The sequence below is a fragment of the Pseudomonas sp. PA-6-3C genome (assembly GCF_021605825.1).
In the GTDB taxonomy this organism is placed as follows: domain Bacteria; phylum Pseudomonadota; class Gammaproteobacteria; order Pseudomonadales; family Pseudomonadaceae; genus Aquipseudomonas; species Aquipseudomonas edaphica.
Genome location: NZ_WKDV01000040.1, coordinates 1 through 20,780, shown reverse-complemented (window position 1 = coordinate 20,780; position 20,780 = coordinate 1). Strand labels below are relative to the sequence as shown.

At 61.1% G+C, this 20,780-nt stretch carries 20 protein-coding genes and 1 pseudogene; 8 read left to right on the top strand and 13 right to left on the bottom strand.

From position 1 onward, the window contains the following. Nucleotides 1-27: 27 nt before the first annotated feature. Entirely contained in the window at nucleotides 28-456 is a 429-nt protein-coding gene (locus GIW48_RS23065) for a hypothetical protein (RefSeq protein WP_017137731.1), read from the top strand. Between the two features lie 134 nt (nucleotides 457-590). On the opposite strand, the gene GIW48_RS23060 is transcribed toward GIW48_RS23065, so the two are convergent. Genes GIW48_RS23060 through GIW48_RS23035 form a run of 6 tightly spaced genes read right to left on the bottom strand, consistent with a single transcriptional unit; the run spans nucleotide 591 to nucleotide 6,531 of the window. Further along, nucleotides 591-2,333 carry an ABC transporter substrate-binding protein gene (locus GIW48_RS23060; protein ID WP_017137730.1) on the bottom strand — a complete coding sequence of 581 codons (1,743 nt, stop codon included), beginning with the start codon at nucleotides 2,331-2,333 and terminating at the stop codon, nucleotides 591-593. A gap of 48 nt (nucleotides 2,334-2,381) precedes the next feature. Continuing rightward, the gene (locus GIW48_RS23055; RefSeq protein WP_026013758.1) at nucleotides 2,382-2,654 is read right to left on the bottom strand and encodes a DUF2160 domain-containing protein; all 273 of its coding nucleotides are present in this window, start codon (nucleotides 2,652-2,654) and stop codon (nucleotides 2,382-2,384) included. An 11-nt stretch (nucleotides 2,655-2,665) separates the two neighbouring features. After that, entirely contained in the window at nucleotides 2,666-3,466 is an 801-nt protein-coding gene (locus tag GIW48_RS23050; RefSeq protein ID WP_003174634.1) for a carbohydrate ABC transporter permease, read from the bottom strand. A 10-nt stretch (nucleotides 3,467-3,476) separates the two neighbouring features. Continuing rightward, entirely contained in the window at nucleotides 3,477-4,343 is an 867-nt protein-coding gene (locus GIW48_RS23045; protein WP_017137728.1) for a carbohydrate ABC transporter permease, read from the bottom strand. Further along, nucleotides 4,340-5,437 (bottom strand): ABC transporter ATP-binding protein, encoded by a 1,098-nt coding sequence (locus GIW48_RS23040; RefSeq protein WP_138451761.1) that lies wholly within the window; start codon nucleotides 5,435-5,437, stop codon nucleotides 4,340-4,342. The genes GIW48_RS23045 and GIW48_RS23040 overlap by 4 nt, the downstream gene beginning before the upstream one ends. Further along, nucleotides 5,437-6,531 carry an ABC transporter ATP-binding protein gene (locus tag GIW48_RS23035; protein WP_017137726.1) on the bottom strand — a complete coding sequence of 365 codons (1,095 nt, stop codon included), beginning with the start codon at nucleotides 6,529-6,531 and terminating at the stop codon, nucleotides 5,437-5,439. The genes GIW48_RS23040 and GIW48_RS23035 overlap by 1 nt, the downstream gene beginning before the upstream one ends. Before the next feature lie 289 nt (nucleotides 6,532-6,820). Here GIW48_RS23035 and GIW48_RS23030 point away from each other — a divergent pair, with 289 nt between their 5' ends. Further along, nucleotides 6,821-8,638: a sigma-54-dependent Fis family transcriptional regulator gene (locus GIW48_RS23030; protein ID WP_236462910.1), complete on the top strand. Its 1,818-nt coding sequence runs from the start codon at nucleotides 6,821-6,823 to the stop codon at nucleotides 8,636-8,638. Between the two features lies 1 nt (nucleotide 8,639). Here the strand turns inward: GIW48_RS23030 and GIW48_RS23025 are convergent, their stop codons facing one another. The 3 genes from GIW48_RS23025 to GIW48_RS23015 all read right to left on the bottom strand — a co-directional run bounded on the left by GIW48_RS23025 (nucleotide 8,640) and on the right by GIW48_RS23015 (nucleotide 12,547). Next, nucleotides 8,640-9,572 (bottom strand): FecR family protein, encoded by a 933-nt coding sequence (locus tag GIW48_RS23025; RefSeq protein ID WP_236462908.1) that lies wholly within the window; start codon nucleotides 9,570-9,572, stop codon nucleotides 8,640-8,642. Continuing rightward, nucleotides 9,569-10,111, bottom strand: a complete 543-nt coding sequence (locus tag GIW48_RS23020; RefSeq protein ID WP_017137723.1) for a sigma-70 family RNA polymerase sigma factor — start codon at nucleotides 10,109-10,111, stop codon at nucleotides 9,569-9,571. The genes GIW48_RS23025 and GIW48_RS23020 overlap by 4 nt, the downstream gene beginning before the upstream one ends. A gap of 321 nt (nucleotides 10,112-10,432) precedes the next feature. After that, entirely contained in the window at nucleotides 10,433-12,547 is a 2,115-nt protein-coding gene (locus GIW48_RS23015) for a TonB-dependent receptor family protein (protein WP_099547745.1), read from the bottom strand. Between the two features lie 242 nt (nucleotides 12,548-12,789). Between GIW48_RS23015 and GIW48_RS23010 the strand changes: the two genes are divergently transcribed. The 3 genes from GIW48_RS23010 (at nucleotide 12,790) to GIW48_RS23000 (ending at nucleotide 14,152) form a co-directional block, all read left to right on the top strand. After that, nucleotides 12,790-12,948 carry a hypothetical protein gene (locus tag GIW48_RS23010; RefSeq protein ID WP_177032274.1) on the top strand — a complete coding sequence of 53 codons (159 nt, stop codon included), beginning with the start codon at nucleotides 12,790-12,792 and terminating at the stop codon, nucleotides 12,946-12,948. Between the two features lie 5 nt (nucleotides 12,949-12,953). Beyond that, nucleotides 12,954-13,580 (top strand): helix-turn-helix domain-containing protein, encoded by a 627-nt coding sequence (locus GIW48_RS23005; protein ID WP_138454368.1) that lies wholly within the window; start codon nucleotides 12,954-12,956, stop codon nucleotides 13,578-13,580. A gap of 62 nt (nucleotides 13,581-13,642) precedes the next feature. Continuing rightward, the gene (locus GIW48_RS23000) at nucleotides 13,643-14,152 is read left to right on the top strand and encodes a hypothetical protein (protein ID WP_236461285.1); all 510 of its coding nucleotides are present in this window, start codon (nucleotides 13,643-13,645) and stop codon (nucleotides 14,150-14,152) included. 240 nt (nucleotides 14,153-14,392) lie between these two features. Here the strand turns inward: GIW48_RS23000 and GIW48_RS22995 are convergent, their stop codons facing one another. Both GIW48_RS22995 and GIW48_RS22990 read right to left on the bottom strand, forming a co-directional pair. Next, nucleotides 14,393-14,692 (bottom strand): hypothetical protein, encoded by a 300-nt coding sequence (locus GIW48_RS22995; protein WP_169987194.1) that lies wholly within the window; start codon nucleotides 14,690-14,692, stop codon nucleotides 14,393-14,395. Nucleotides 14,693-14,809: 117 nt separating this feature from the next. Then, on the bottom strand, nucleotides 14,810-15,550 hold the full coding sequence (locus tag GIW48_RS22990; RefSeq protein WP_138453772.1) for a hypothetical protein: 741 nt from the start codon (nucleotides 15,548-15,550) through the stop codon (nucleotides 14,810-14,812). A 427-nt stretch (nucleotides 15,551-15,977) separates the two neighbouring features. Here GIW48_RS22990 and GIW48_RS22985 point away from each other — a divergent pair, with 427 nt between their 5' ends. From GIW48_RS22985 to GIW48_RS22975, 3 genes are read left to right on the top strand one after another with little or no spacing between them, the layout of a single operon-like run. Next, nucleotides 15,978-16,436: a (2Fe-2S)-binding protein gene (locus tag GIW48_RS22985; RefSeq protein WP_017137716.1), complete on the top strand. Its 459-nt coding sequence runs from the start codon at nucleotides 15,978-15,980 to the stop codon at nucleotides 16,434-16,436. After that, on the top strand, nucleotides 16,436-18,673 hold the full coding sequence (locus GIW48_RS22980) for a xanthine dehydrogenase family protein molybdopterin-binding subunit (RefSeq protein WP_017137715.1): 2,238 nt from the start codon (nucleotides 16,436-16,438) through the stop codon (nucleotides 18,671-18,673). Before GIW48_RS22985 ends, GIW48_RS22980 begins: the two co-directional genes overlap by 1 nt. A 16-nt stretch (nucleotides 18,674-18,689) precedes the next feature. Next, nucleotides 18,690-20,027: a c-type cytochrome gene (locus GIW48_RS22975; RefSeq protein WP_236461286.1), complete on the top strand. Its 1,338-nt coding sequence runs from the start codon at nucleotides 18,690-18,692 to the stop codon at nucleotides 20,025-20,027. 146 nt (nucleotides 20,028-20,173) lie between these two features. Here the strand turns inward: GIW48_RS22975 and GIW48_RS22970 are convergent, their stop codons facing one another. Both GIW48_RS22970 and GIW48_RS22965 read right to left on the bottom strand, forming a co-directional pair. Next, a complete protein-coding gene (locus GIW48_RS22970; protein ID WP_236461288.1) occupies nucleotides 20,174-20,536 on the bottom strand; it encodes a hypothetical protein in 363 nt (120 codons plus the stop codon). Nucleotides 20,537-20,538: 2 nt separating this feature from the next. Further along, a pseudogene (locus GIW48_RS22965) lies at nucleotides 20,539-20,780 on the bottom strand (hypothetical protein); the annotation flags it as partial.

The following is a 20,780-nucleotide window of genomic DNA, read 5'->3' as shown; positions in this document are numbered from 1 at the left end:
ACCTGCCAACCTGCGAGGAAATGGACGTTGAACACTGACGATAAAATGACTGGGGATCTGTTCGAGGTCGATAAGCGCCTGTCACTCAAGCCCGTGGTGGACTTCAACGCTTACCTGCGCAGCGCATTCGGCGATGGCCCATGCACCTGCGTGCGCTGCAGCGCCGCCAACGGTGACGAAACCGGCTACGCGTTCCAGCACACCTTCAACTTCGACGGCAAACCCACGCACCGCCGCTTTGCCTCTACGGCGGGCAGCGATGTGTTGATGGTGTTGAAGAAGGCGTGGCTGTCATACACCAAGGCCGAGCTGCCGCTCAGTGGCGTATTGGTGCTGGAGACGGTGAAGGAGTTTGTCGAGCCGCAACTTCACAAGCGCTTGGCGCCGCTGTTTTTGGCCAGTGAGCTGGTCAAGGATGTGGATGGGCAGTTGCAGGTTCAGCCGCAGGCCGCCTAACCTAGTGTTTACCTGCCCTTGTGGCGAGGGAGCTTGCTCCCGCTGGGCTGCGCAGCGGCCCCAAAAATGGGCCTGCTACGCAGGCCAGCGGGAGCAAGCTCCCTCGCCACAGGTACAGTGTTTCGGCCTCTGGGTTACTTACGCGCCGCCTCCCACTGCTTCAACAGATCACCATAAGCCACGGTCTCCCCTTTGGGCTTCTCATTCGCCAGCTTGGGCTTCGGCGCGCCCGGCTGGTCAAACCAGTACTGCGCATCCCGCTCCGGGTTCATTTTCGGGCCGCACACCGGCTGCACCTTGGAACGCTCCAGGCGCGTCATGATCGCGTCCTGTTCCTTGGCCAGGTTATCCAGCGCCTGTTGCGGGGTTTTCTCGCCGCTGGCCGCTGCGGCGATGTTGCTCCACCACAACTGCGCCAGGCGTGGGTAGTCGGGCACGTTGGTGCCGGTCGGCGTCCACTCCACCCGCGCCGGGCTGCGGTAGAACTCCACCAGCCCGCCGAGTTTCGGCGCCATGTCGGTCATGGCCTGGGAGTTGATGTCGGACTCACGAATCGGCGTCAGGCCAACGATGGTTTTCTTCAGTGACACGGTTTTCGAGGTCACGAACTGCGCGTACAGCCACGCCGCGAGTTTTTGCTTCTCGGGCGTGGACTTCAGGAAGGTCCAGGAACCCACGTCCTGATAGCCCTTTTTCATGCCCTTTTCCCAATACGGCCCGACCGGCGACGGCGCCATGCGCCATTTCGGCGTGCCGTCGGCGTTCACCACCGGCAGGCCCGGCTTGGTCATGTCGGCCGTAAACGCGGTGTACCAGAAGATCTGCTGGGCGATGTTGCCCTGGGACGGCACCGGCCCGGATTCGGAGAAGGTCATGCCCGCCGCTTCCGGAGGCGCGTAGGCTTTCATCCAGTCCACGTACTTTTGCGTGGCAAACACCGCGGCCGGGCCGTTGGTGTCGCCGCCACGGGTCACGCTGGAGCCTACCGGGTGGCAGTCCTCCACGCGAATGCCCCACTCGTCCACCGGCAAGCCGTTGGGCAGGCCCTTGTCGCCGCCGCCGGCCATGGAGAACCAGGCATCGGTGAAGCGCCAGCCCAGCGATGGGTCTTTTTTGCCATAGTCCATGTGCCCATAGATACGTTTGCCGTCGATTTCCTTGACGTCTTCGCTGAAGAACTTGGCGATGTCTTCATAGGCCGACCAGTTCACCGGCACACCCAGCTCGTAGCCGTATTTTTCCTTGAACTTGGCTTTAAGGTCCGCGCGCTCAAACCAATCGGCGCGGAACCAGTAGAGGTTGGCGAACTGCTGGTCGGGCAGTTGGTAGATCTTGCCGTCCGGCGCGGTGGTGAACGAGATGCCGATAAAGTCCTTGATATCCAGGGTCGGCGAGGTGAAGGCCTTGCCTTCGTTGGCCATCAGGTCGGTGATGGATTCGGTCTTGCCATAGCGAAAGTGCGTACCGATCAAGTCGGAATCGTTCACCCAGCCGTCATAGATATTCTTGTCGGACTGCATCTGGGTTTGCAGCTTCTCCACCACGTCGCCTTCCTGCAGCAGGTCGTGGGTCAGCTTGATGCCGGTGATTTCGCTGAAGGCCTTGGCCAGTACCTTGGATTCGTACTCGTGGGTGGTAAGGGTTTCCGACACCACGTTAATCTTCATCCCACGGAACGGTTCCGACGCCTTGATAAACCACTTCAACTCTTCGAGCTGCTGGGCTTCGGTAAGCGTGGACGGTTTGAACTCGCTGCCGATCCATTTTTTCGCGGCATCTTCGTACGCATCGGCCCAGGCCGTGGCGCTCAAACCGCTCAAGGCCAGTACGGCGGCCAATGAAATGCTATGTCGCAGCTTATTGTTTTTATTCAACATAGAGACCTCCTGGTGGTTTATTCATAAGGGCACTAGTTCATAAGGGCACTAGCCCCAACGCATCACACTCAACAGCCATACCAGGGATAGCGCAGACGCCACCCAGATGCTCCAGTCGGTAACGCCGATCACCAGCAAATGCAGGTAGGCGCTGCCGAGAAGACCGATAAACAAACGATCACCACGGGTGGTGCTGATCGGCAACAAACCGCGCCGAGGAATACTCGGCGAACGCAGTTCCCAGGTGGTCATGCCTGCCAGCAGCAGGCCAATCGTCACAAAGAACAGTGCGGTGGGGGTGGTCCAGGCCATCCATTCCATCATCGAATCCTCTAGACCCGGCCCAGGGCAAAGCCCTTGGCCACGTGGTTGCGAACAAACCAGATCACCAGCATGCCCGGCAGAATGGTCAACACCCCCGCCGCTGCCAGCACGCCCCAATCAATGCCCGAGGCCGAGACCGTGCGCGTCATCACCGCCGCAATCGGCTTGGCGTTAACCGAGGTCAAGGTGCGCGCCAGCAGCAGTTCGACCCAGGAAAACATGAAGCAGAAAAATGCCGTCACACCGATACCGGAGCCAATCAACGGGATAAAAATCTTCACGAAAAACTTGGGAAAACTGTAGCCGTCGATGTAGGCGGTTTCGTCGATTTCCTTGGGCACGCCGGACATGAAGCCTTCCAGGATCCACACCGCCAACGGCACGTTGAACAGGCAATGCGCCAGCGCCACGGCGATGTGCGTATCGAACAGCCCGATGGACGAATACAGCTGGAAAAACGGCAGCAAAAACACCGCCGGCGGCGCCATACGGTTGGTCAGCAGCCAGAAGAACAGGTGCTTGTCGCCCAAGAACCGATAGCGCGAAAACGCATAGGCCGCCGGCAGCGCCACGCTCAGGGAGATCACCGTGTTCAGGCTCACGTAGTACAGCGAGTTGAGGTAACCGGTGTACCAGCTCGGGTCAGTGAAGATCACCTTGTAGTTGGCCAGGGTAAAGTCCTGCGGAAACAGCGTCAGCCCGCCGAGGATTTCGGTGTTGCTCTTGAATGACATGTTCAGCAGCCAGTAGATCGGCACCAGCAGAAACAGGATGTAGATCAGCAGCGGAATAACCTTGCGCTTGCTCATGTTGGCGGCCTCAGCGGTTGGCGTCGGAGTGGGTCATGGCGGTGTAGAACAGCCAGGACACCAACAGGATGATCAGGAAATACACCAGGGAAAACGCCGCCGCCGGGCCCAGGTCGAATTGGCCTACAGCCATTTGGGTCAAGGTCTGACTGAGGAACGTGGTGGCGTTACCCGGCCCGCCGCCCGTCAGCACGAAAGGCTCGGTGTAAATCATGAAGCTGTCCATAAAGCGCAACATCACCGCGATCAGCAGCACGCTTTTCATCTTTGGCAATTGGATATGTCGGAACACCGCCCAAGCGGATGCGCGATCAATCCGCGCTGCCTGGTAGTACACGTCCGGAATCGCACGCAGCCCCGAGTAACACAGCAGCGCCACCAGCGAAGTCCAGTGCCACACGTCCATCACCAGCACCGTCACCCAGGCGTCCATGGTGTTGGCCGCATAGTTGTAGTTGATGCCCATGGCGTTGAGCGTCGAACCCAACAGGCCAATGTCGGCGCGGCCAAAAATCTGCCAGATGGTGCCGACCACGTTCCACGGGATCAGCAGCGGAATCGCCAGGATGATCAACACCAGTGACGACCAGCGGCCCTTGGTCGGCATGGTCAGGGCGATGGCGATGCCCAGCGGGATTTCGATCAACAGCACGCAGGCCGAGTAGATGAACTGGCGCAGCAAGGAATCATGCAGGCGCGGGTCGAGCAGCACCTGTTTGTACCAGTCGGCACCGACAAAATAGCGGCTGGACTGGTCGAAAATGTCCTGCACCGAATAGTTGACCACGGTCATCATCGGGATCACCGCGCTGAACGCCACCAGCAGGAACACCGGTAACACCAGCCACCAGGCCTTGTTGTTCTGCACCTTGTTCATGGCTGCACCTCCAGCAGGTAATCGTCGGCGTACACCATCAACCACTGCGCGGGAAAACTGATCGAGGCTTTGCCTTCCGGCACCGGTTTGTCTTCGGCCAGGCGTACTTTCAACGGCGCGCCGTCGAGGTTGAGGGTCATGATCTTGTAGGTGCCGAGGTCTTCCACATGCACGACGTCGGCCTGCAGCGCGTCAGGGTTGTACTCGTCCCACACGTGGATAAATTCCGGGCGGATACCCACCTGCAGCTTTTTGTAGCCCGTCTCGCGCAGGCGCTGTTGCAACGCCTCGGATAACGGCAGCAACGTACTGGCAAAGCGCACGCCACCGGCTTCGGCCTGCACCTCGATCAGATTCATCCCGGGGCTGCCGATGAAATAGCCGACAAAGGTGTGGCTGGGGCGCTCGAACAGCTCACGCGGCGTGCCGAACTGCACGATCTGCCCGCCGTACATCACCGCGATTTTGTCAGCGAAGGTCGACGCCTCAAGCTGGTCGTGGGTGACGTAGACCATGGTGATATTGAACTGCTCATGAATCTGCTTGAGCTTGCGGCGCAATTTCCATTTGAGGTGCGGGTCGATCACCGTCAGCGGTTCGTCGAACAGGATCGCCGACACGTCATCGCGCACCAGGCCACGGCCCATGGAAACTTTTTGTTTTTCATCGGCGGTGAGGTTGCGGGCTTTTTTGCTCAGCAGGGCTTGCAGGTCGAGGACTTCGGCAATTTCCTGCACCTTGCTGTGAATTTTCGCTTCGGCCATGCCCTGGTTTCGCAGGGGAAACGCCAGGTTGTCGAACACCGTCATGGTGTCGTACACCACCGGGAACTGGAACACCTGGGCAATATTGCGTTTCTCCGGGGTCAGCTCGTTGACCACTTTAGCGTCAAACAGCACCTGGCCTTCGGACGGGCTGAGCAAGCCGGAGATGATATTGAGCAATGTCGACTTGCCGCAGCCCGATGGCCCGAGCAAGGCGTAGGCACCGCCCTGCTCCCACACATGGTTCATGGCCCGAATGGCGTAGTCCTCGGGGCCATTGGGTGTAGGGCTGTAACTGTGCGCGAGGTTCTGCAAATGGATCTCGGCCATCAGGCAACCCTCGCGACGCGGCGCCCGGGGGCCTGGACCAAACGCCCCTGGCCATCGAACACAAAGAGTTTATGGGTGGGGATGTACACACGAATCGGCGCGTCGACGTCGTACTCATGCACCCCCGGTAAATGCAGCACCAACAGGAAATGCTCGCTGCGCACGTGCAGGAAGGTTTCCGAACCGCTGATCTCGGCCACCTCCACGGTCACCGCCAGTTCCAGGTCATCGTCGTTGCTCGGCACCAGGCTGATATGGCTGGGGCGCACGCCAAACCGGAACTCGCCTTCGCCGATGGGACGCAGATCCACGTTCAACGGGAAGTGCACGACATTGGCAAAACTCACTTCATTGCCACTGATACGCCCCGGCATCAGGTTGATCGGCGGCTCGGAAAACAGCTCGGCGGCCAGCACCGTCTGGGGCTGGTGATACACCTCGGCGGCCCTGCCGCTCTGGATCACCCGGCCTTCGTGCAGGATGGTGGTGGTGCCACCCAGGGCCAGGGCTTCATTGGGTTCGGTGGTGGCGTAGATGGCAATGGTGTGGCGCGCCTTGAACAGTTCGCGCATTTCCTGACGCAGCTCTTCGCGCAGTTTGTAGTCCAGGTTTACCAACGGCTCATCGAAAAGGATCAGCTCGGCGTCTTTGACCAAGGCGCGGGCCATGGCCGTGCGTTGCTGCTGGCCGCCGGAAAGCTCCAGCGGGTGGCGCTGCAGGAACTTCTCGATGCGCAGCATCTGCGCGGTTTCCAGCACTTTGCTGTGGATCAGTTCGTTGGACACACCGGCCTGGCGCAACGGCGAGGCGATGTTTTCGAACACGGTCATGGTCGGGTAATTGATGAACTGCTGGTAGACCATCGACACGTTGCGCAGGCGCACCGGCTTGTGGGTGACGTCTACGCCGTTCATCAGGATGCGGCCGCTGTCGGGCTTGTCCAGCCCGGCCATCAGGCGCATCAGGCTGGTCTTGCCGGACAGCGTGCGGCCGAGCAATACGTTGAAAGAACCGGCTTCGAAACGCAGGTTGGCGTCGTCGATCCAGGTCTGGCCTTCGACAACGCGGGAGACATGTTCCAGGGTCAATGACATGACACGCCCTTTTTATTATTGGAATGATTCTGGCCATTCGTAAGAGCGAGTTTCGTGCCAGAAGTGGCAGGTGGTTGATCTGTAAGGAAATGGGTTGAACAGGATGTTCAGGCATGAACACAAATGAACAACCAGCGCTGAACAACTGAACATTAAGCGGGTTGACATTGAACAGTTCTGAACAACAATCGATGGGCGCCACAGATTTAATGTGGGAGCTGGCTTGCCTGCTCCCACAGTTGGACGGCGTAAGGCTTGATAACAATAAAAATAAAAGAAGGTCGCCCCCATGGCCGAACCCCTCGCACACGACGCCCTTATCCAGGAATCCTGGCGCCGTTGCCGCGCCTTTGGCCTGGACCACCAGAGCACCCCCAGCTTCGATCAACTGCCCGCCGAAGGCATCAGCCAGTTGCTCGAAAGCCAGCATTCCCTGGTGCAGACCACCCATCAGGAAGTGCTGCCCTACTACGAAAACATCCTCAGCAACTCCAACTGCCTGATCATGCTGGCCGACAACCAGGGCCAGGTGCTGACCTCGTGGGGCACCCAGCGTTTTATCGAGCCGAAGCTGGCGCGCGGCTTCAGTGCCGGTGCCAGTTGGAGGGAGCGCTCAAGCGGCACCAATGCCATCGGCACCGCGCTGGCCTGTGCCCAGGCGGTGCATATCGAGCACGATGAACACTTTCTCAAGGCCAACCGCTTCATGACCGGCTCCGCGGCGCCGATTTTCGATGCCCAGCGTGAAATCATCGCGGTGCTGGATGTGTCCAGCGACAGCTACCTGCCGCCCTCCCACACCTTGGGCATGGTCAAGATGATGAGCCAGACCGTCGAGAACCGGCTGATCCTCAACCTGTTTCGCGGCGAGCATTTCCAACTGACCTTCAACACCGGCCTGAACAACCTCGACAGCCAGTGGGCGGGCCTGATCATCTTTGATGACAGCGGCCAGGTGCTGTCGGCCAACCGCCGCGCCGACAACTTGCTGGGCATCAGTTTGTCGCGGGTGCTGATCGACAGTTTGTTTAAAGTCTCGCTGCTGGAATTGTTGAATCAACCCGAGGGCTTGCCGTTCTCGTTGCAGGCGGCGGGCCGCAATCGGTTCCAGTGTTTATTGAAGCGGCCGCAGAAGATGCCGGTGCAGGCGAGGGTCTTTGCTGAGCCCAAGCCCACAAAACCTGCGCCGATGGGCATCCAGACCCTGCATTTTGGCGATGTGCGCGTAGAAAAGGCCGTGCGCCAGGCTGAGCGTTTGTTGGAAAAAGACATTCCGTTGTTGATACACGGCGAGACCGGCGTTGGCAAAGAGGTGTTCGTCAAAGCCCTGCACCAGGCCAGTTCGCGCAGCAAACAGGCGTTCATTGCGGTGAACTGTGCAGCGATCCCCGCCGAACTGGTGGAGTCCGAGCTGTTTGGCTATGAAAAGGGCGCCTTTACCGGTGCCAACCAGAAAGGCAGCATCGGCCTGATCCGCAAGGCGGACAAGGGCACGCTGTTTCTGGATGAAATTGGCGACATGCCCTTGCCGACCCAGGCCCGTTTGCTGCGGGTGCTACAGGAGCGCTGCGTGCAGCCGGTGGGCAGCAGCGAGCTGTTCCCGGTGGACTTGCGCATCATCTCGGCCACCAACCGCGTGCTGCGCGACTGGGTGCAGGCCGGGCGCTTTCGTGAGGATTTGTACTACCGCATCGGCGGCCTGACCCTGGAACTGCCGCCCTTGCGCGAGCGTACCGACAAACAGGCGCTGTTCCAGCAGTTGTGGCAACAGCACCGTGAGCCGACCCAATGGGCCGGGCTGAGTGCCGAAGTGCTGGCCTTGTTCGAGCAGCACCCGTGGCCGGGCAACCTGCGCCAGGTCAGCAGCGTGTTGCAGGTGGCGCTGGCGATGGCCGAGGAGCAGCCGGTGCGACCGGAGCATCTGCCGGATGATTTCTTTGTCGACCTGAACGTGACCGCGCCCTTGCCCACCCAGCCAAGCCTGGAAGACAACAGCGACCTGAGCCAACGCTTGAAAGCAGCGGGCGGCAACATCTCCCACCTGGCGCGGGAACTGGGCGTAAGCCGCAACACCCTGTACAAGCGCCTGCGCCAGCACGAAGGTTGATCTAGCGCGGTTTGACCACCACCATCAGGTCGGTGAAGTACTCCACCCGAATCGGCAGGTTATCGGCCAGCGCCGAGAGCGCCGCGGCCGTGTCGTCGAGTTTGAACACCCCGGACACACGCAGGTTTTTCAACGCCTGGGCATCGAAGCGCACCAAGCCGTGGCGGTAGCTGGCCAGGGTTTGCAGCACCTCACTCAGCGGTTGGTCGTTGACCTTGAGCAGGCCACGCGTCCAGGCATCCGGGTCGGCGCTGCCGGTCGCCTGTACAGGCCCCGCGTGGCCATGATCAAGAATCGCGCGCTGCCCGGCCGTGACCTTGACGCCCTCGCCCGTGTCACCTTGGACCGCCACAGTGGACTCGATCACCGTGACCACGGTGCTGCCGTCCGCCGCGCGCTTAACCAGATAGCGCGTGCCCAAGGCCGTGGCCGTGCCTTGATCGGTGCGTACCACGAACGGCCGTTGCGCGTCCTTGGCCACGTCAACCCACAGCTCGCCTTGCAGCAGTTCGATCACGCGCTGGTGGCCGTCGAATTTCACGTCCACCGCCGAGTTGCTGTTGAGCTGCAACTGGCTGCCGTCCTCAAGAGCAACCTGGCGGCGCTCGCCGATGCCGGTGCGCTGGTCGGCCGTCCACACCGGCATGTGCTGCACACCGAACCAGCCGCACAGCACTACGCCGAGCACCCCCAAGGCCTGCACCCTGCGCGAACGTTGGGGCGCAAAGGCGCGATTCAGGGCGATGCGTGCCGGTTGCGCGGGCAACGTATCGAAGCCACCCCAGAGCGAGCGCATACGCTCAATGGCTACTGCATGGCGCGGGTCGGCCTGACACCAGGTATTGAAGGCGTGGCGCTCGGCATCGCTGACGTCTTCGTCGTGCAGCCGCGTCAGCCAATTCGCCGCTTGTTGAATGATCTGTTCGGCGTTCACGGCAACGGGTCCGCCCCGTACAGGCTGTGGTAGCAATGCACCAGCGCGGTGGACAGGTAGTTTTTGACCGTGCTGGGTGACACCTCAAGACGCGTGGCGATCTCACTGTAGGTGAGCCCGTCCAGGCGGCTTAACAGGAAGGCTTCACGGGTTTTCGCCGGCAGGCCGGCGAGCATCTCGGCGATGCGCTCCAGGGCTTGCAGCGCCACATGGATCGCGGCCGGGTCGGGCATGCCGGCGTCTTCACACTGCACCAGCAGGGCTTGCAGGTAGGCCTTTTCGATCCGGCGGCGCCGCGCCCCATCGATCAACAGGCGCCCGGCGGTGGTGGCGAGAAAGGCGCGAGGCTCCTTGATGGTGTGCGGATCGGCCAGCATCAACACGCGGATAAACGCATCGTGGGCCAGGTCGGCAGCGTACTGGGAACACCCGAGTTTTTTGCGCAGCCAGCCGTGCAACCAGCCATGGTGCTCGCTGTACATCGCCGTAAGGGTCTGCTGACGGGCGCAATCGCCCGGCGCGGCCGGAATGTCATGCATGCGCAAAAACTTCTCAAATGGGAAAGATTACCAATTGAGCGAACAATGCCAGTAAAACTGTGGCGGGGCAAGGGCCACTCGGGTGGGCTGGATGCCGTGGGCGGGCTTGTGTGGGAATTGGTCTGAGTGGATGCTGGTCTGTGTGGGAGCTGGCTTTTGTGGGAGCTGGTCTGTGTGGGAGCTGGCTTGCCTGCGATGGCATCGCCTCAGTTCAACTGAATGACCGAGGCGCCTGCATCGCAGGCAAGCCAGCTCCCACACAAGCCAGCCCCCCACACAAGCTCGCTCCCACAGTTAGACCTCGGTGACAGTTAAATTGGCTTAGCGCCAGCTCCACGACACACCGGTATAGATACCGCGCCCATCGGCCGGCGTGGAGCGGGCCACATCCAACCCCTTGTCGTCATACCCCGGCGTGACGGTATTGGCATAACGCCGGTTGGTGAGGTTGCGCAGATCAACCCAGGCTTGCCAGTCCTGTTTCGGCGCGTCATAGCCGAAAGTGGCGCCCAGCGTTGTGTACGCCGCCGCGTAGTAAGAGTTGGCGTAATCCACCGCCACCCGTGAAGCGTGCTCGGTGTTGAGGCTGGTGTAGAAACCAGTCGGGTGGCTGTAGCGCACTTGCGCCTGGTAGTAATGCTTGGGGATGCCCGGCAAGGTGTTGGCGCCGAAGCGGTCGTCGTCACGGTAGTGAAAATCGCTGTAGGTGTAGGCCTGGCGCAAGGCCAACTGGCCATTACCACCGCCGTCCCAGAGTGGGCTGAGCAGGCTCAACTCCACGCCCTGGTGCACGGTGGGGCTGGCGTTGGCTTCGGCGACGACGGCGCTGCTGGTCTGTGTCTGCGCCTGGGTCTCCACTGTGAGCAGTTCGTGACGCACTTCGGAGCGATACAACGCCAAATCCCACTGGCCGAACCATTGCTCACCACGCCCGCCTATCTCCAGGGTAGTGGCGGTCTGATTGCGCAAGCTCACGCCTTCGCGGGCCAGCCCCTTGGCCGGGCCGCCGGTGAAATACTTGTTGGATCCCCAAATCATCGACCACGCGTGCGGCGGTTCGACCGAGCGACTCAGGTTGCCGTACACCTGCAACTGCGGGGTGAAGTCATAGCGCAGGCCAATGCGCGGCGCGTAGTCCCAATCATGCTGGCTGAGCGGCGCCTGCCCTTGCGGGTAGCTGACCTGGGTTTCGCGGCGGGTGTAGATCGCAGCCAGGCCGGTGGTCAGCCACAGGTCTTGCACCAGTTCCAGCTCGTTGCCGATATGCAACACCGTGTCGGAACCCAGGTAGCTGTAGTCGCGGGTCTTGGTGCCGGGGGCGTAATAGGTGGCGGGGTTGCTCGACGGTACGCGCACATATTCCGAGGCACCGTTGTTGGGCATCGCCTGGGTGGTGCGCAGGCCAATGGTGGTTTTGCTGTCGTGGCCGAACCAACTGTCCTGGCGAATGTAGTTCAGGGTGCCGCTGACATCCGTGTAGGCGACTTTCAGGCGGTTGAGCCCTTCGCGCAAATCCATCGGGTAGTCGTGATAGGCCAGCCCCACCTCGACGCGGGAAGTGTCATCGAGCTGCAAGGTGGTCTTGTTGGCGATCCAGGTCGAGCCCGGCTGCAGGCGTTTCGAGTCGCGGGCGGCGTTGAGGCTGTTGGCGGCGGTTGGATCGTGGCTGATCTGGTAGCGCGTCAGCTTGCCGGGGCTGTCGTTGGTGGTTTCGCGGTAGCGAAAATAGAAGCGCGTCTCCAGGTCCGGGTTGAACCGGTAGCCAAAGTTGGCCGCAATGCCCTTGCCGGTGCCGGCGCTCTGGTGCTGGTAGCCGTCGGATTCGGAGTCGGTGAGGCTGATGTAGTAGTCGGCGTCGCCCAGCACCTGGCCGGAGCTGATTTCGCGCTGGGCATAACCGCGACTGCCCACTTCATAGCGCACCTGCAACTTCGGCGCGTCATAGCCGGTGTGCGTGACATAGTTGACCGAGCCACCCAGGGCCAGGGCGCCCTGGTCAAAACCGTTGGCGCCGCGCAGTACCTCGACGCGGCTTTGCCACAGCGGGTCCTTGAGTTCATAGGGCGTGCCGCCGGGGCCGGTGAGCGGCAAACCGTCGAGCATTTCATACAGGCCCGAGGCGTGGGAGCCGGGGCTGCGGTTCAGGCCGGAACCGCGGATCGACAACTTCACGCCTTCATTATTCGCCGCCTTGGCGTAGACGCCGGCCTGGTACTTGAACACGTCTTCGTTGGTGCTGACGCGCCCCTGTTGCACGCTGCTCATATCGATGAAGTTGGTGCCACCGGGCACGCTCTTGAGCTGCGCCTGGGCCACTTCGGCGGCGCTGGCTTCGCTGCTGGAGACCTCGACCGGGGCCAGTTGCAGGGTATCGGCGTGCGCCAGTGAACTGAGGGTCAGGGCGGCAAACAGCAGTGGGGGTTGGCGCAACAGCATGGGGTAAATCCTTGGCATTCGGGGGCGTGACAAAGCCTGGGCCATCACGCGAACAGTGATGGGAAGCCAGGCAGGCTCACCAGGTCACGCTTAATTAACGGACCAGACCCTTCCCACAACAGCCTCGGACCGAGATTATTTTCTAAGTCCAAAATCGCATTAACACATGCAAACTCAGTATTTAAAGAAATAACCAGCACGCATTACTGTGGAGGCATTGAGTCGCCCACGAGATTTCCCCCATGCAAACATCCGCCAGCGTTATTAACTTCACCCTCCACCGTAAACGCCGCCAGGCGCGTGCCGCGGCCGAGCTGATGTGGGCCATGTACGCGGCACGCGCGGGGCTTGCGGTGTTCTCCGCCCACACCGCAACCGCCAGTGATACGCGCCGGGCGTAACGCCGATGAATTTTTTACAGGTACTGCCCGAATCAGCCCAAGCACTGCCAAAACCTGCGATTGAGGATGACGACACCAGCCTGTGCGTGGCGCAGAACCTGCAACGTTTGCGCAGTAAGCGCCACCTCTCGCTGGACGGGTTGGCACGCGCGTGTGGCGTGAGCCGGGCGATGCTGGCGCAGATCGAGTCGGGCCGCAGCGTGCCGTCGATCAAGGTGCTGTGCAAAATCGCCAAAGGCTTGAAGGTGTCGGTCGCGGCCTTTCTGGAGGACCGTGCCTTTGAAGGCGTCGAGGTGTTGCCGGCGCAACAAAGCAAACGCCTGGTGAGTGCCGACGGGGCATTCGTCAGCCGTGCGTTGTTTCCCTTTGATACCGCCCGCCAATCGGAATTTTACGAAATCCGCTTGCGTGCGCTCGGCGAGGAAATTTCTGCCGGTCACGGCCCCGGCATTCAGGAAAACCTGGTGGTGGCCCAGGGCGTACTGGAAGTCAGCGTCAACGAAGAGCGCTATTTGCTCTCCACCGGCGACTCGATCCTGTTCTACGCCGACCAGCCCCACCGCTACCGCAACCCGGCGGACAGCGAGGCGGTGGCATTTTTGGTGATAACCTACCCGGAACGCCTGGACTGAATGCAAAAAGCCCCGACAAGTCGGGGCTTTTTTTTTGCGTTTCAGGCAGCAGCGGTCAGCAGGTGCAGCACATCATCGGCATGCCGTTGCAGCTCATCATCATCGGCATGGCGCAGTCATTCATCAGTTTGTTCATCAGCATGCAGCAGTTTTCCATCATGGCCATGCTCATGCCTGGCATTGGCATCATTTTGCACATCATGCTGTCGCCCATCACGCTGCATTCCATCATGCATTTCATCATCGGCATCGACATGCCCATGGTCATCATCGGCATGTTCATGTCAGCCATCATCTTCATGGCATCGGCCGACATGCACAGCATCGACATATTTGCGCACTGCATCATCATCGGCATGCCGCAGTTCATCATCATCGCCATCATGTCGGCATTGGTCTTGAACTGCGCCATGTCCATACCGGCCGCCGGCTTCATGGTGCACATCATGGCGTCGCCCGCCATTTCGCACTTCATGGTCGCCATCATCATCGGCATGCCCATCATCGGCATCATTGGCATGGACGTGTTCATCGGCATCTGCATTGCGTTCATCATGTTCGAAACTCCGTAATCGACAGGAAATGGCTAAGTTCTGGCGCCGATTCTAGAGACACCGGGCGACGGCGCAAGACGACGGCAGAGCAGCACAAATGGCTGTTCGGGAGCGTGCTTGGGTGAACAGGACAGCGACACCGGGCGTGATAACAGATAAATCGCCGTAAAGACGTTTGAAGCCGCTACTGGCACCGCATAAACGTCAGGATGGATATGCGATTAAAGCCTTGCGACCTCACTTAAGGAAATAAACGATCTAACCCGAGAGCAAAACCTGGTGATCAGTCGCGTCCGTGAGCGGTTCGATCGTGCGCATAAAATCATCCGCCTCAGACCCCCTGAGGAAACTGAACCCCGCCATTTCATCGCAGGCCAGGATGTCAGCCAGGGCTTTACGTAACTGAGACTCCGCCGGCGAATCGCGCAGCAGTTTATGTGCGGTCAATAACACCTCGGCAGGAACACCCTGGGCGCTTGCCACGTCGATCACCGCAAAGAGAATGAATCGCAGACGAACTTCGCGATCCGTAGGCCAAACCGTTTTTCGCTTACCCAAAGTAGGCACTCATCCGTTGAGAAAAGTCCGAGGCTATTGCCCACCGAGGGGTGTTTCAAGCGTGGGGACTTAAGATAGGCCACTTCCTACACCTGAAAGGGAAATACCGTACCTACATTACTGCACCGGCAAGAAATTCATCAGCAGCAAACTCTGCGCGTAGTTGAGCGCCACACGTCGGTAGCGTTCATCGAGCATCTGCGCGAGCAAGTCCAGGCGCGCAACCACTTTGCCGAACTCGACCGCAAAGCTCAGGTTACTGCCCTCCTCCGATATCTCGTTGGAAAACAGCAGCAACACGCCATTGGCATCCTGGCGCTGACTGAGCAGCCAGGTGGCTTTTTCGATATTGCGTGCAGCGTTGCTGACAAACTGCGGGTTGATCGAGTCAGTCATATAGAACTGGGTGCGGCCGCCGTGGGCGGTCACCAGCATGCTGCCGATCGCGTAGATAAACGCACCGACCCGGTCGCCTTTGAAGTCGGGGCTTAACGAGTAACTCAAGGCCGCGAGATCGCGCCGCTCGCCGAGGGCCGGCAGCGGTTGCTGATGCTCGATGGCCTGGCGGATTTCCCGCGCGGCACTCACCGCATCCGGGTAACCGGATAGGCGCCACTGGCTGGGGTTGCGCAGGTAGAGCTTGCTCATCAACAGATACAGGCTTTGCAAGTTGTCGCGCATGCTCAGGGTTGCCATGCGGTCAACGCTGGTCTGAAAGAACTCATCGGGCCTGCCATTGCTGAACTGGCTGGCGATGTCGCGGCCCTGCTGCTGGCTGCAACCACTGGTAAACAGTGCCAAAAGAACAACCAAAAACAACGGCCAGCGGGAGATACAAGTATGTGACGTTCGATCCATCGGCACCGGGTCTGATTCTGCTGCCCACACTCTGAATGAGTGGGGTCGTGACAGGGATAGATCAGGAGAATCAAAAAAAGTGCGGCGAGCCGGGTCGGATCAGAGGTTGCCTACACACAAAGGAGTGCCTATAGGATCGTTCCCACGCGCCGCAAAGGAATGCCGCCCTGGACGCTCCGCGTCCCGCTTCTGACGCCGTGACGCAGAGCGTCACAGGATGCGTTACCACGCGGAGCGTGGGAACGATCAAGCTGCCGGTAGTGCATTCCTGCGAAATACTTGCCTGATCCTCCGACTTATCGACTGGCGGATAGATAGCCCTTGCGCCGTGGTCTAGAGTGCAACGATGGGCCACAAGTCCCACTCTTCTTATAAGGGCTCAAAAGAGCTCAGCACCACCAACCGATGATCAGCAGGTGAACCCGCCATGGAATTACGTATCAACCAAAAGACCTACCAGGTCGATGCCGACGCCGACACGCCGCTGCTGTGGGTGATCCGCGACGACCTCGGCATGACCGGCACCAAGTACGGTTGCGGCCTGGCCCAGTGCGGCGCCTGTTCGGTGCTGGTGGACGGTAATGTGGTGCGCTCCTGCGTTACCCCGGTGGCGGGTGTGGTCGGCCGCGAGGTCACGACCATCGAGGCCATTGAGGACGATGCGGTGGGCAAGCACGTGGTCGCCGCCTGGGTCGAGCATCAGGTGGCGCAATGCGGTTATTGCCAGTCCGGGCAGGTGATGGCGGCCACGGCGCTGCTCAAGCACACCCCCGCGCCGACGGTCGCGCAAATCGATGCCGCCATGGTCAACCTGTGCCGCTGCGGCACCTATAACGCCATCCACACCGCGATGCAGGATTTGGCCCAGCAGAAGGAGCGCGCATGATGAATACGCGCAACGAACTGCTTGATGTGGCCCTGGGCGACCCGGTCAACCTGTCACGCCGGCGCTTTCTGGCCAGCACCGCCGTGGGCGCGCTGGTGATTGGTTTCGGCCTGCCGCTGGGTGGCGGCCGCGCCTTCGCGGCCACCGCCAACCCTGCGGAGCGCGGCACGCAGGTGCCGGCGTTTCTGGAGATTCGCCCGGACGGCACGGTGCGCCTGCTCAGCCCCTTTATGGAAGGCGGCCAAGGCACCCACACCGCCATGGCGCAGATTGTCGGTGAAGAACTGGACGCCGACCCTGCCACCTTTGTCGTCGAAGCCGCGCCACCGGGCGATGCCTATGTGGTGATGGAAAACGGCATGCGCATCACCGGCGGCAGCATGTCGGTGCGCATGAGTTACCCGGTAATGCGCCGCCTGGGCGCCCTCGCCCGCGCCATGCTGTTGCAGGCCGGCGCCGAGCAACTGGGCGTGCCGGTCGCACAACTGACCACCACCCCCGGCCGCGTGGTACACGCCGCCTCGGGCCGCTCGCTGGGCTACGGTGAACTCGCCAGCCGCGCCCTCGACATGCCGGTGCCTGACCCGTCCACCATCACCCTGCGCGATCCGAGCCAGTTCCGCTGGATCGGCAAGCCGGTCAAACGCCTGGATGCCTACGACAAATCCACCGGCAAGGCGCAATACAGCATCGACCTCAAGGTCGACGGCATGCTCCACGCCGCCGTGCAGCATGCGCCGCGCCTGGGCATGACCGTGGGCAGCCTGCGCAATCAGGCGCAAGTTGAGGCCATGAAAGGTGTGCACTCGGTGCATCAACTGCCTGGCGCCGTGGCAGTGGTGGCCGAGCGCTGGTGGCACGCCAAGCGTGCAGTAGAAGCTATTCAGGTCGAATGGCTGGAAGCCGCCGCTGACTCTACAGTGCGCGCCATGCCGGCAGACTTTTCCAGCGACAAATACCGTGACTTCCTCGCCGCCCAGCAAGGCCCGGCCCGCGACGAAGAAAACGAAGGCGACGTCAACGCCACGCTGGCAAACGCCAAGACCAAGGTCGAAGCCACCTACCACAACCAGTACGTCAACCATGCCCAACTGGAGCCGCCATCGGCCCTGGCGCGCTATAACCCGGACGGCACGCTGGAAGTCTGGCTGCCCAACCAGGCGCCAGACATGTTCCGCGCCGACATCGCCAAGCGCACCGGGCTGGATGTGTCGAAGATCACCTTGCATTCGCCGTTGCTGGGCGGCTTTTTCGGCCGGCATTTCCTGTACGACTCAGCCAACCCGTACCCGCAGGCCGTCGCATTGGCCAAGGCTGTGGGCCGCCCGGTCAAGCTGATCTGGAGCCGTGAAGAAGAGTTCCTGCGCGATGTGCTGCGCCCGGTCGCGGTGGTCAAGTTCCGCGCGGCGCTGGATGACAAAGGCTTGCCGGTGGCCATCGAAGCCGTGAGCGCCACCGAAGGCCCATCCGAGGCCATCGCCGGCAAACAGGGCGACAAAATCGACCCGACGGCCCTTGAAGGGTTGTCAGGCAAATCCTACGCGATTCCCAACAAACGCATCGCCCAGATCTACGTCAAAGGCCCGGCCATGCTCGGCTACTGGCGCTCGGTGGGCAACTCGCTGAATGACTTTTTCTACGAGGCCTTCCTCGATGAACTGGCTGACAAAGGCGGCCATGACCCGTATGAGTTGCGCCTGCACCTGCTGCGCGACAACAAACGCCTGACCACGTTGCTGCAAGCGGTGGGCGAGTTGTCCGGTGGCTGGAAACGTGGCCCGTATACCGCAGAAGACGGCAGCCGGCGCGCCCGTGGGGTGGCCATGGCCTCGCCCTTTGGCTCGCATGCGGCGGTGGTTGCCGAAGTGTCGATCGAAAACGGCCAGGTCAAGGTGCATAACATCTGGGAAGCCATCGACCCTGGCAGCATCGTCAACCCGGCGATCATCGAGGCCCAGGTCAACGGCGCCGTAGCGTTGGGCTTGTCACAAACGTTGGTGGAAGAAGCGGTGTACGTGGACGGTAAACCACGGGCGCGCAACTACGACCTTTACCCGATCCTGCCACCCTCGCGGATGGCCAAGGTGCACGTGAAGATCGTCGAGAGCGGCGAAAAGATGGGCGGTATCGGCGAGCCGCCGCTACCCGCAGTGGCGCCTGCCGTGGCCAATGCGGTGGCGCACTTGACCGGCCAGCGCATCCGCAGCCTGCCCCTGAGCCGATACACCTTCGCCTGACCGACAAGGAACGCCTATGAACAACCAACGATTGGCTAGAACCGCTGGCTGGCTGGTGCTGGCCGGCGCAGTCGCCGCCGGCCTGCTGGCCTGGTACGTCACCCGTCAACCTGCTTCGCCGTTTGAACAGGCCAACGCCACGGCTGACCCGACACTGGTCAGCCGTGGCGAATACGTCGCCCGCGTCAGTGATTGCGTGGCCTGCCACAGCCTGCCGGGCAAAGCGCCGTTTGCCGGCGGCCTGGAGATGGCCACCCCGCTGGGCGCCATTCATGCCACCAACATCACGCCAGACAAGAACGTCGGCATCGGCACCTACAGCCTGACCGACTTCGACCGCGCAGTACGCCACGGCGTGGCACCGGGCGGGCGACGGCTCTACCCGGCCATGCCCTACCCGTCCTACGTGAAACTCAGCGACGACGACATGCGTGCGCTGTATGCGTTTTTTATGCAAGGCGTGCAACCGGCCAGCGAGCCGAACATTCCCAGCAGCATCCCGTGGCCGCTGAATATGCGCTGGCCCATCGCACTGTGGAACGGCGTGTTCGCGCCGACTAAAACCTATACCGCCAAACCCGAGCAGGACGCGTTGTGGAACCGTGGCGCCTATATCGTCCAAGGCCCCGGCCACTGCGGCAGTTGCCACACGCCGCGTGGGCTGGCGTTTAACGAGAAGGCATTGGACGAGTCCGGCGCGCCGTTCCTCGCCGGTGCCTTGCTCGACGGCTGGTACGCACCCAGCCTGCGCCAGGACCACAACACCGGCCTGGGCCGCTGGAGCGAGCCGGAGATTGTGCAATTCCTCAAGACCGGGCGTAACAAACACGCAGTGGTGTATGGCTCGATGACCGAGGCGTTTAACAACTCCACGCAGTTCATGCAAGACGACGACCTGGCCGCCATTGCGCGTTACCTCAAATCACTGCCGGGCGACCCGCAGCGTGACGGTTCGCCGTGGCAGTACCAGACGGCAGCGCTCGACACGAGCGCACCGGGTGCCCACACCTATGCCACCCGCTGCGCCTCCTGCCATGGCCTGGACGGCAAAGGCCAGCCGGAGTGGATGCCACCGTTGGCCGGAGCCACCTCGGCCTTGGCCAAGGAAAGCGCCTCGGCGATCAACATCACCCTCAATGGCTCGCAACGCATCGTGACCGCCGGAATGCCGGACGCGTACCGCATGCCGGCATTCCGCGAGCAATTGTCCGACCAGGAAATCGCCCAGGTGTTGAGCTACGTGCGCGGTACATGGGGCAACAACGGCGGCGCGGTGGAGGCTGCGGCGGTGAACAAGCTGCGCGGGCATACCGACCCGGCCAGTAGTAGCCCGATTATCCTGCATATGCGCTGACAGATCGTTCCCACGCTCCCGCGTGGGAATGCAGCCCGTGACGCTCCGCGTCACAGCTGCGCAAAACTTGAATGTTGTGAGCGGGACGCAGAGCGTCCCAGGCTGCATTCCCACGCAGAGCGCGGGAACGATCTGATGGCCGCAGGCTACCAGCCATACAAGATGGACCAGAGGATACAGCCAGCAAACCATACCATCCCAAAATGATACGGCCACACCGCCCAACGCTTGAGGGACACGGGGACGGCCGCCACCTCTGCCTCGGTCACCTCGCCTCTTTTGATGTGAAATTTAGGCATGCCCAACAGGTCACTGATCACGAGCATGCGATGAAACCTGTCGATGTGCTTGTTTCTGCCCCAAAACCGTTTGTTGGCGCAGACCACCTCGTTTTCGCTGAAGTAGCTTTCCAGGGCTTCGAGCTTTGTGCACTCGGCGTAGAAAGTGAGTCCGCCAAAAACGAACGTCGCTATGGATAGAATGATTGCAAGGATGAGTTGAAAATCCATGCTTATGCGCCCTCTGGTTGAAAGATCAGATCACCGTCGATCTCTTCGATTTGCCCGCCCAGAAACGCACCGAAATCGCCAACTACATTGCCTACTGCAAACCCTCCCGCAGCGCCGCCGATCACTGCGCAAGCCAGGTCACCGTTTCCTTTAGCCACGACGCCCAAAAAAACCTTGCAGCCGAGGCGGGCGCGAAAATAGCCCGTCTCGGCTGCAAGGTTTTTTTGGGCGTCGTGGCTAAAGG